The organism is Acinetobacter sp. USHLN143 (genome assembly GCF_037145695.1).
Taxonomy (GTDB): domain Bacteria; phylum Pseudomonadota; class Gammaproteobacteria; order Pseudomonadales; family Moraxellaceae; genus Acinetobacter; species Acinetobacter fasciculus.
In genome coordinates this window covers 1-10,947 of sequence record NZ_JBBCWZ010000082.1, presented here as the reverse complement: position 1 = coordinate 10,947, position 10,947 = coordinate 1, and the positions used below count along the sequence as shown (strand labels likewise).

The 10,947-nt window shown below is 36.0% G+C and carries 7 protein-coding genes and 3 pseudogenes; 6 read left to right on the top strand and 4 right to left on the bottom strand.

The annotated features are described in order from the left end of the window. Positions 1-109: 109 nt before the first annotated feature. A pseudogene (locus WFH18_RS15070) lies at positions 110-451 on the top strand (IS1 family transposase); the annotation flags it as partial. A 17-nt stretch (positions 452-468) separates the two neighbouring features. On the opposite strand, the pseudogene WFH18_RS15065 reads toward WFH18_RS15070, so the two are convergent. The 3 genes and pseudogenes from WFH18_RS15065 to WFH18_RS15055 form a co-directional block, all read right to left on the bottom strand. Continuing rightward, a pseudogene (locus tag WFH18_RS15065) lies at positions 469-2,478 on the bottom strand (tyrosine-type recombinase/integrase); the annotation flags it as partial. After that, positions 2,462-4,738 (bottom strand): hypothetical protein, encoded by a 2,277-nt coding sequence (locus tag WFH18_RS15060; protein WP_121980147.1) that lies wholly within the window; start codon positions 4,736-4,738, stop codon positions 2,462-2,464. The gene WFH18_RS15060 and the pseudogene WFH18_RS15065, both read right to left, overlap by 17 nt. Continuing rightward, on the bottom strand, positions 4,738-5,412 hold the full coding sequence (locus tag WFH18_RS15055) for a hypothetical protein (RefSeq protein ID WP_085064821.1): 675 nt from the start codon (positions 5,410-5,412) through the stop codon (positions 4,738-4,740). Before WFH18_RS15055 ends, WFH18_RS15060 begins: the two co-directional genes overlap by 1 nt. 471 nt (positions 5,413-5,883) lie before the next feature. On the opposite strand from WFH18_RS15055, the pseudogene WFH18_RS15050 reads away from it, so the two are divergent. The 3 genes and pseudogenes from WFH18_RS15050 to WFH18_RS15040 all read left to right on the top strand — a co-directional run. Further along, positions 5,884-6,462, top strand: a pseudogene (locus WFH18_RS15050) (class I SAM-dependent DNA methyltransferase); the annotation flags it as partial. 54 nt (positions 6,463-6,516) lie between these two features. Further along, the gene (locus tag WFH18_RS15045; protein ID WP_323848103.1) at positions 6,517-7,083 is read left to right on the top strand and encodes a GIY-YIG nuclease family protein; all 567 of its coding nucleotides are present in this window, start codon (positions 6,517-6,519) and stop codon (positions 7,081-7,083) included. Further along, positions 7,070-8,131, top strand: a complete 1,062-nt coding sequence (locus WFH18_RS15040; protein ID WP_085064819.1) for an HNH endonuclease — start codon at positions 7,070-7,072, stop codon at positions 8,129-8,131. The genes WFH18_RS15045 and WFH18_RS15040 overlap by 14 nt, the downstream gene beginning before the upstream one ends. 59 nt (positions 8,132-8,190) lie before the next feature. Here WFH18_RS15040 and WFH18_RS15035 read toward each other — a convergent pair whose 3' ends face one another. Further along, positions 8,191-9,090, bottom strand: a complete 900-nt coding sequence (locus tag WFH18_RS15035; RefSeq protein ID WP_085064818.1) for a competence protein CoiA family protein — start codon at positions 9,088-9,090, stop codon at positions 8,191-8,193. A 105-nt stretch (positions 9,091-9,195) separates the two neighbouring features. Here WFH18_RS15035 and WFH18_RS15030 point away from each other — a divergent pair, with 105 nt between their 5' ends. Together WFH18_RS15030 and WFH18_RS15025 are read left to right on the top strand one after the other, a co-directional pair. Next, on the top strand, positions 9,196-10,176 hold the full coding sequence (locus tag WFH18_RS15030; RefSeq protein WP_085064817.1) for a hypothetical protein: 981 nt from the start codon (positions 9,196-9,198) through the stop codon (positions 10,174-10,176). 245 nt (positions 10,177-10,421) lie between these two features. Beyond that, positions 10,422-10,814: a (deoxy)nucleoside triphosphate pyrophosphohydrolase gene (locus tag WFH18_RS15025; protein ID WP_085064816.1), complete on the top strand. Its 393-nt coding sequence runs from the start codon at positions 10,422-10,424 to the stop codon at positions 10,812-10,814. The last annotated feature ends 133 nt before the right edge of the window (positions 10,815-10,947 follow it).

Sequence of the window (10,947 nt, the reverse complement as noted above, 5' to 3'; positions counted from 1 at the left end):
GATGAGTTTTACTATGACCAGCTACCACAACAAAATAAGGTAGCTTAACTAGAGCAGAATATCACTTATAAATAAGCTTTTAGTTGTTCAAACAAGTGGGACCACCTCTCTAATTTATGCCTATCATCGAGAAACAGGTGAAATTGTTGCTTATGTATGGGGTAACCGAGATTTAGCCACTGCAAAACGACTTAAATTAAAATTGAAGCAGTTAGGTGTAAGCTATACATGTATATCAAGTGACCATTGGGATAGCTTTGTTACGACCTTTAAAGAATGCAAACAGTTGATTGGTAAATTTTTCACTGTGGGTATAGAAGGCAATAATTGTCGATTACGGCATCGAATCAGGCGAGGCTTTAGGAGAAGCTGCAACTTCTCCAAAAAGCTTGAAAATCATTTCAAAGCCTTTGATTTAGTGTTCTTTTATATCAATAATGGATTCGTTTAATGCCAGCATACTTTTTGAAACACCACCTGATGTCCTTTAAACACCTGATTCATTATTAGTTTTAGGGGCACAGTGACAGTGTGTCGATTCAGTTTTTTATTTTCATTCAAGTTGCTGAATAAATATAAACTTTTCTTATTCTCTAAACGTTTTTCAACAACAAAATCGCTAAAAAATTGGTATTCATCGTCTTTAAGCAAAGCGTAGGCAGGCACAATCCGTTCCGCACTATCAGTTTTGAGCAGATGTTGATTTCCTTGTTTTTTTGAACCATAAGGTTGGACCCAGATGGAAAATTGATCTAAACCCTCGATATCTTTTACACGTAATCCCAGTATTTCATTGATACGCATACCAGTTCGGTAAGCTAAAATATAAATGATTTTTAATAATCTATATTGATGGTCTGAGATGGATTGATCATGTAAGAACTGATTTAACTTCTTTAATATGACCTGGAAGGCTGTGTGACCTATGATGCGTGCCCGTGGTCGATTTTGCGATGCAATAAATTCAAGTTCGAAATCTTCTGCTTGAAAAACAATTTGCTGGAAGGTGTGAAAACGTTTCAACATGCGGATCGTTTGGTCTTTAGATTTTTTAAACTCAGGTTGATCTGCTTCATCAGCAAGTCGTGTATTGCTAATGATTTGTTGATAGATTTTGTTCAGTAGATCATTAATGTCATCATCGGCATCGACGTATTGCAAGGCATGAGTTAAAAACGGTTCTGCAATCCGGGTGTAATATGTATAGATTGAACTATCTGCGAGTTTTTGATTGTCTTGAGATGCCTTCGTGTACTGAGTTGTATCAAAATCAAAAGTGGCTGATAATTTTTTTATTTGCTCTGAATTTGGTCGATACAGACTGATGAGCCATAAGATAATACGCTTAGAAAACTTATTAAACTGCTCTTGGTGAAGCAGGCAAAAATCAATAATAAGTTCAGCAATGGGGTGTTCCGTTGATGGTGTGCGAATAATTTTCAGCAAGTTTTTATGAATAAGTATGATATTTTCTACTGCTTCAGACGTATTGAGATCTGGTAGGGCTTTGGCGGTAGAAGAGACATTTTGTTCGATTTCATCACTTAATTGAGTTTTGAGTTTTGGGAATGCAAAATTTTCAAACTCATGTTCAGATAAACCACACGTGAGCGTGTTTTCTAACAAACATTGTGAGAGGGCAGGATCAATATCTGCATTGTGCAGTTGTACCCAATTAAAATTGGCGTAGTCACGTAGAAATTTGAAAGTCTTTTGGGTGTATGGATGTTTTATTTTTTGAAAAATGAGGTGTAGATAAGCATCCACGTCTAGACTGATGTCACGAATTTGCCTTGTGTTGAAGTGAATGAGCCAAAGTCGTGTGAGTTGATCTGGAACAAAATTACGCGATTTTCGAATTGTTTTCTCATCGACAAATAGATCGCCATAGCTTGGAGAAAATGGCTCTAAAAAGATGATATTTAAATCGCAAATTTTTTGGATTTTTACGGGATTCTTTAAATGTTCAAGTAATGCATTTAATGTTGCTGTTTGACTTAGTCCACCATATAGCATTGAGCAAAGCAGAATATTTGCAATAATTTCTTCATCAGAAAACGTCGAGCTATCTTGAGCAAGAATCCAGTAGTGCCACAGTTTTTCGAGGATGATGTCAATTTCATGACCGGCCTGGAACCAATCCAAAGTGAAAATTGGTTCATCACGTTTCATCTCGAAGGTAAGATAAGGTAGTGGGAGGTCTAGGTTATTGCTCTTATTGAGGTCTTTGATATATGTTCGGAAGAATTCATGTGCATATTTATTCCAAGCCAAATTTGGTGCTTTACGTTTAATAAACTCATAAATCGCAGGATAAGCTTGAATTAAGTCTTCAGTTGAGAATTTTTGTTCATCAAAGTATTGGCGGAGCTCATGTTCTGCATCAGCTCGTAGATTCTTTTCTAATTCATTACGTTGAAGTTGACGTCTGTCTTCTGCATAGCGTTTTTTTGAGATTTTTTTATTGCGTGAGGACATCAACTTCAACACCTGTAATTTTAAAATACGTTTTCATTTGCTCTAAAACATCTGCAATTTTGGAAAATTGAGAGAGCGATAAACTGGAAAATGGATGGGCTGCTTCTTGTTGCATAAGCTCATGTCCAAAAAGTGCCAAAATTTCAGGTTCAGAAACTTTATGAGTTAAAAATGCACGAGCTGTGTGGCGATGCCAGTTTGCATGATCAAGACCTAATTCTGGATGAAATTTTTTTACTGAAGATGGGCTTAACGGTATCCAGTCATTATTCTGAATGATTCCCAAGAGGGGGAGCTTACTCATTTTGATTTGTTGTATGACCTCACTTAAAGCTGGTTGACTCATCATGATTTGAATCAAAAAATATTCTAAAAAATTAAGGAATTTTTTTATCTCTTCAACTAAAAATGGGCAAAGTGGAATGAGGCGTCCAAATCCATTACGACCGCCTACTTCTTTGTCTGAAACCATCAAAATTTGGCGTTTTAAATTAAAGTTTTTAAGAAATCCAGGGAATTCAGCAACGGGGCGTGCTGCTGTAAAAAGAAGAAGGATATGCCATAACCAGATGTTGTAATGATTAAAGATTGAAATTAGGTCATCTTCGGCTTGTGAAAAAATATTAAATTTCAATACAGCAAAAATCTCTGTAATTACCTGTGGCTTGGGAGCTTTACGACTACCAAAATAAAGTGTTGAATCAGATGGTGAAGTGGTAACACCACTTTCATATTTACGCACTATATCCGTACAGAGTGATTTTAAAATATCGAGATATTGTGCGTGTAAACGCGGGATATTCTGATGACAATAAGAAATAGACGATGACTGATTTGCATCAATCCCTGCAACTAGGTCTGCAAGTTGTTTATTACCTGTTTTTTCAAGAACCGTGTGATGCAGTAGAGAACTCACCTTTACGACAGACAGTTTTGGAATCAGTAATTCTTGTCTTAATTTGCGTAAATATTGCTGTATATCATCGATACTAACCGAATCCATTTTGCGAAGATCCTCTATGAATAGATTCGGAATTGGAATGTCTAAATAGATAGTCTGATTGAGCAAGCTGTCCGAATACTTAAAATTGCGGTTCTCAAATATATTAAATTTACTGCGTAAGAAGAACTGATCATTTTTATGGAGCAATTCTTGGCGGTTATTTAATTTTTTAGCTCGCTTGCTTTCTATATATAACCACTCATTCACACTATTGCCTGTTAAAAATGCGAGTATCAGGATCAAAGCACTTTTATTTTGATGTTCAGAGTAGTCCACATGAAGTCTTTTCAGTAGATGGTTCACGCTAGATGGATTTGGGAAAAAACTACTCGACGTGAGTAAATGTTCTTTACGTTGAATATGTTTTGCAACGAGTGGTAGAACATAACTTTGAATCGTTTCTGAATGTGCTGCCAGTGGTGTGACATGAGTTGGATTGACAACAATTTGCCGACTAACTGGCTCATCAATTAACGTTTCTATATTCAGTGCTTTAGATTTAGCACTTTTTTTTATTTCTACACTTTCTTCAATGAATTGTTCTTCATCAAGAAATTGATGTTGAAGCTGTGTACCGATACTTGCACGTGCAATCTTCGCTTTGTTTTTTAAAACGTAGTTAAAGGTAACACGAATATCATTGAGTAGATTACGGTCAAACTCAGGCAATTCATCCTTATCTAATGTGATCAGATATTGAATAAATTGTTCTAAGCTCAGCGTTGGATCTTGAAGATAGGTATTCCAGAGACGTTGATACTCTTCTGTATTTTGATATTTTTTTTCAGTAACTAAATTTTTATTTGCATTCCTAAAGCGCTGAAATAAGCGCTTTATGGTATTGAAGTGTTCTGTGTGTGCTTGTTTAAAAAGCTCTGGTTTAAGCTCAGGAAGAGCAATTAAATAAATTGCCGCTTTTAAAACTAGAATATTCCAATTTTTTGCATGCGTCTGCGATTCAGGTAATTGCGCAATTGAATTGATGTATGACGTAATGGGTAAATCACTAATCTTAACTTTTTTCGTGAACGCGATTACCGGAGGTGTCGGCAGTTGCGAATCAAAGTCTACATCGATATCAAAGTAATCAAGATTGAGACCAACCAGAAAATTGTCAGTCTGTTGAGAAGACAATAGTTTAACCACAAAGTTGATATGTTGCGTACGTTCATATTGCTCATCACCAAACAGTTTTTCTAGTGTTTTTCGCAGTGAAATAGCTGGCAAATCAATATGCTCGTTTAGATTGTTCGACACTATGATCTCCAAATTTTTTCTGTACTTAGGCAACTATCAGAGTGATCAATGAGTTCTTTTGCACATCTGCTGTTGAGTGATAATTCATTAAAAATATGTGTGCGCTGTTGATTAATATTTTTAATCCGCTGATTCAGTTGATTTCGAGAACATGCAAGTAGTTGTGCTAGCAGTTCCAGACTCATTTGATGATGTGGCTTTAAAGATGATTCTTTGTTAAGGGTCAATAGAGTTTGACGTGAAAGATGTGTGTTAATTAAATGCAATGTTTTTTTGGGATTTAACGACAGAATATTAATTTTATTAGATTTGATGAATTGAATAAATTCAAGACTGCATAACTCTTTCAGAAATAATAATTCGTCATCTGAAAAAGATTGTTGATGATGAATAATTAAAGTGACTTCTTTGATATCATTCTTTAAGTAGCTAAGATATAAGTGAATATTATTAAAAACGGTGTAGCTATCGAATTCTGGAGTTTTCCAGACATGAAGTTCTTTTATACGATTAGAAATATCTAAATCTACTGCGAGATTTTTCCACATATTTAAGTAGCATAGATTGAAACCATAAGCGTGTGGATGAATGGTGATTCTGCTTTTTTTGAAATTTTTTACAGTACTTGTCTGTGTTGTTGGAAACTTTAAAAGTAGTTCAGATGTCAAATTCATAAATGCCATTGAATAAAAATAATACAGTAATATTCACGGATATTTAGAGTTTTTGAATATGGCAGGAGACATCATTTTTTCTTGTTTTTAAAGTTTATTTATTATTGAAAGTTTCAAATTTTCCTCCTTGATCGGATACTCACTATTAGTTAGCTATATTTGTGAGTTGGCAAAAAATATCATGTTTCTATTGTGATTCTCACATGACGGATTAGAATGAATAGGGTAAGGATAAGTACAGCTGATTATTACAATAACAATGCTCAAATTTTCCGTATCCACCTCTCCATTTAAATGCTATTGCGAAATCTGAAGCCCATTTTTTTCCCATTTACAAGAAAACATTTGGTTTCTATCCCAGTTGTCCGGATACAGTGAAATAAGAGTTTGATTCATTCATAGGACTGATCATTTGACTTATCTAGTGAAATATCAGTATGTTCTTTAACATAAGATATTGGCTTTTAGACAATGAATCAAACATCAAATTATTACAATCAACATGCTCAATCATTTTTTGAAAATACCTATCAGGTTGAAATGGAAAGTCTTTACGCACCATTTCTAAGATATTTGCCGGAACAGGCATTTATCCTAGATTTGGGCTGTGGCTCGGGGCGGGACACTTTGGCATTTAAGAAAAAAGGCTATCAAGTTGAGGCAATTGATTATTCTGCCGAGCTGGTTGAAAAGGCGAGAGAGCTGACAGGCATCGAGGTACGTCAGCAAAGTTTTTATGAGCTGAATGAAGTAGCTAAGTATGATGGTATTTGGGCCTGTGCTTCTCTTTTGCACTGTGAAAGAGATCGCCTGACTGAAGTGCTGGGGCGCATATTTAAAGCATTAAAGCCAAATGGGGTGTGTTACATGTCTTTTAAATATGGCGATACAGACCGTGAGAAAGAAGGGCGCAGCTTTACTGACTTGAATGAGCAGCAAGCTTACGACTTATTTAAACAAATAGATCAGGCTTTACTGTTACAGCAATGGATTACTGTAGATAAACGTCCAGACCGTACAGAAGAGTGGATCAACGTAATATGGAAAAAGCAATCACATGCTTTTGATTATTACCCGCAGCGTTTATACAAGCGTGCCGAGTTAATGAAAGAGCCCTCTTTGATTCCTGCAGAACACGGGATTTATTTTTGGTGGTTCAAAACAAATCCACCGGGAATCCCAACAAAAAACTGTATAACGTATCAAGAATATACTTTGTTGTATGTTGGCATATCGCCTGACAAAAAGACTAAACCAAATAGTAAATCAAACTTGAGAATACGGCTTAAAACACACTTTGCAGGTAACGCAGAAGGTTCAACGCTAAGACGAACATTGGGCATACTTCTGGCTGAGATGAGTGGGTATCCGCTTAGAAGAGTAGGGTCAGGTAATCGCATGACTTTCACGCATTCAGGTGAACAATGGCTGGATGCATGGCTTGAAGATAATGCATATGTGTCCTGGATAATTTGTGAAGAACCTTGGAATGTTGAGGAAAAGGTTTCTGAACAAACGATACTGCCACTCAATTTGAAAGGTAATCAGCACGAGTTTAAAGAAACCCTTTCAGCTATACGTAAAAAAGCCATTCAAAATGCGAAAATGATGGAAATCGCTACGGAAGCAGGATTACAAAGACAGGTGAAGCTTCAACATGTGGCAGGATGATCACTTTATAGAAAATAATAAACCTACACCCAACGAGCAGCTGAAATTCTTGAAGCATATTCAGCAGATATTGCAGTCAGGGACTTTTACTTCGACATATAAGTTTGCTTTGCTGATAAGTATCACGCGTCTGGCGATTGAACAGGGTCAAGATACCGGTGCTGCCTTGCATTTGGAATATCAGGATATTGCTGAAAAGTTTATTGACCTGTACTGGAAACAGTCACTGCCGTTTCAGTTTAACCAGTATGAGCCTTTTACTATTCATCAAAGCACTGGTAAGCAGGCAAAGATCATCAGTGAAATTCAGAATGCACAGCAACAATTCAAGACTTTGGCCGCGTTGAGAAAGGATGTACTTTACTGGAACAGGCTGAAGCGAACAGTTGCGACAACGGTAAAGCAAATGCCGGTAGTATATTTGCAGAATCTGAATGGTCAAACGGTAGAATTTCTCTATTGCCTTGAAGACTCCAAACAGTCCCTCAAGCTTTTACCCAAAGTGATGTATTGTTTAAGACAGTTTAGTGAAATTATTGAAGAGCTTTGCCAGAAGCGCTGGATTGATTTTGTCCGGCTGAATAAGCAGAACCTGGTTGTATTAGATGGGTTACCTGACCTAGATGAATTCATGTTTGCACCGAGTCGTAACCAACTAGGACAGGTCGCAGACTTTCTGATTGATTTGCAAGAATGCCAGTGTTTTTATTGCGGTAAAAGCCTAAAAAAATCTAAATATGCAGTGGATCATTTTATTCCATGGTCTTTATATCCTGCCGATACCGGACATAACTTTGTCCTGGCGGATGAAAAATGCAACTCACAAAAAAGTAATTATTTAGCATCACAGCAATTCTTACATCAGTGGCAGGAGCGTAATCATCTGCATGATCAATCTATTATTCGAGAGATTTCTCAATTAGGTTTTCTAACCGATCTGCAACGTTCGCATCGGGTTGCCGACTGGGCGTATAAGCAGGCAATAGAGAATGAGTATTTAGTTTGGTTGGGGGGAAAAGATAAAAAGATATTAGCCCAAGTGTATTAAAGAATTTATTTTCAATAGATATATTTAAGTACTTGAATGTAATAAAGATATAAAGTACCTTAGTAGTGCTTTATATCTTTGGGTGTGTGCATTTGTTCTAACCTTTCTAAGACGGTAGCAGAGAACGGTTGCCAATAGTTCCATGAACGATATTTTTGATCAAAACGGCCACCACCTTCATTCCGCCATTGCTTTAGAATTGCAATGATTTCGGGGTTGTAAATACAATTCACGGATAGCATTCCACTCGAAAATTTGCGAGCACGTACCCATATTCCATTGATGGTAAATTGATAATCTTCCCAAGATGAAACATTAGGAGTCGTGTTTGTTGCGAGTTGTTCAGTTGCTTCAAGTGGATTTTTAGATATTTTCCCTTCAACTCCATTTTTAATCACTTTAGGGGCTTGAGGATAAAGCCAACTTTTATGATCCAGACTTTCAAGGATCAGTTTCTTTGCTTGTTCACTTGGTATTACAAGTTCAGTCTGTAATAAGCTCGATAAATCAATCTCTAATGTATTAACGTTCATTGATTCAATGATCTTGAGTTTATTCTCATCAATAAAATGTGTGACAGCAATTTCAATAAATACTGGTTCATCATTGTAATAACAGGCTAAATCAGGACGAATTAACCCTAAGTGAAATTCAGGAATAATTTTGTCAAATGTCCACCATGCAGCTTCATTGTCTTCAGTATTTGGGACCGCAGGAAGCATTAAACCCATAGATTCTAAAATGACTTCTTTGGCGTATTTGTGTAGTACAGATTCTGGATTAATGTTACAGCTCTCCTTATTGCTGGCATGTGCAAAATGATGCTCTTTGATATCACCTTTGCGTGCAATGACAGTTTCACCGCATTCAAAACATGTACATTTACACGCTAAGCCACGTTCAACATTTTCTATTTGGACCAGATTATTATTTTCATTGAGAGCAACATACATAGTCATGAGTACAAATCCTTTAGCAAGTTAATTTACTCTCCTACTATGACTGTGATTTAATCGCTAAAACACCGTATTAACAGGGGTAATACGGGTAAGTGGGGTGTATAAGTGACTGAAATAGAAATAAAAGTACTAAAATTATTTTATGGCTTACTAGTGAGCCAGCCTACGATCAACAGGGCGTATGATTGTTTAAAGGTGTTATTTGAAAAAACAATTGAGAGTTATAAGAGTGGTTTTGAAGAGAAAGTTACTTACTCCAGGCAGCAATTGAAAGTTGCTGTTGATGGAAAATTGTCAGCGGAAAGAATGGATTCTAAAGAACTTGGAAAATGGATCAATGACTCACGATTAAATGATTTTTTAAAGTGTGTTATTCACCGGCACAGTGCAGTGTTTGATGAGCTTGGATACATCCCATTTGTAAATACAAATGATACTAAGGGTGGGAAGGGGAATGAGCGAATATATTGGTTGGAAATAAAAAAAATTACAGCTAAAGTTGATGAAGATAATCAGAGTCCTGAAGATAATATTGTTCATTATGAGCGAAATAATCCTGCCGACATTCAACTGTCGTGGTTTTATAAATTCATTTTTAAAAATGGCGAGTTAAAAAATAAGAGCTTGAGAGGACTGGTAATGATTACCGTACTCTTTGGTAGTGTGATTGGCTGGGCTATTTATGTTTTTATTTTTTCATTGGTATTGGTTAGTGATGAACAATCTTTTACATCGTTGGACTTATTTTGGATTAGTTGTCTGATTTTCTTTTCATTTATTATGTTTAAGTACTGGGCAATTCCGTTATGGAATTTACCAGAGCATCGTGTAATTAAAGCCCCTATGAGTTTTATTTCATTCGCTGAAGATCATGCTGATCTTGAAATGTATCGGGATAAAGAGAGAAATCAAATTACTCGGGTGACAAAGTTTAAAGGTACATGCCCGATATGTGCTTCTGATGTCCTCTTAAAAAGTGGGAAACCAGATCAAAAGATGCCTTTAGTGGGACGGTGCGTTGAGAGTCCTTTTGCCCATGTGTATAGTTTTGATCGTGTGACACTGAAAGGTGAGCAACTAAAATAAATCATAATTTACATGGGTAAATTGTTATATGTAAATGTGATTTTTAAAAATAAGTGGGCGATTGTACGGCCACTACATTTAAACATGAAATTTTTGAAAAGTAAGAGGGTTCGGATTGACCCCACAAACTTGATAAGAGACGGTCTTATTTTGATAGCTATTCAAAATGTTTAATTATTACAGGCCTGTCTTATCTAAGTCTTATGCTTATAGTAAGATTCTCATTTATCTAAAAAATATTGTCTATGAAAAAAATTGCTGTTGTTGCTGCCGTAATCAAACATGAAGATAAAATTTTATGTGTACAAAGAGCACCATCTAAATATGATTATATTTCTTTGAAATATGAATTTCCTGGTGGGAAAGTTGAGCAAGATGAAACGCCAGAGCAAGCAATTATTCGTGAAATTCAAGAAGAGTTAAACATGGAGATTGTAGTAGATTCACATCTTATTACGGTCGACTATGACTATCCTGATTTTAGTATTTCTTTAAATACATTCTTATGTCATAGCAACGATAAGGATTTACAGTTATTAGAACATGTGAATTATCAGTGGTTGACTATTAATGAACTAACTACTCTCGACTGGGCAGCAGCAGATTTACCTATTGTTGATGAGTTGCAAAGAAAATGATTCTAGATGCATTGAGTAAAGGGTTATAGTCAAACTACTTTATTATCCATACAGGATTCGAAAAAAACTCGAAATAATTCATCGACTGAGTCGATCAACCATTCTTTACGCTTACGTTTAACCCATGCCCACA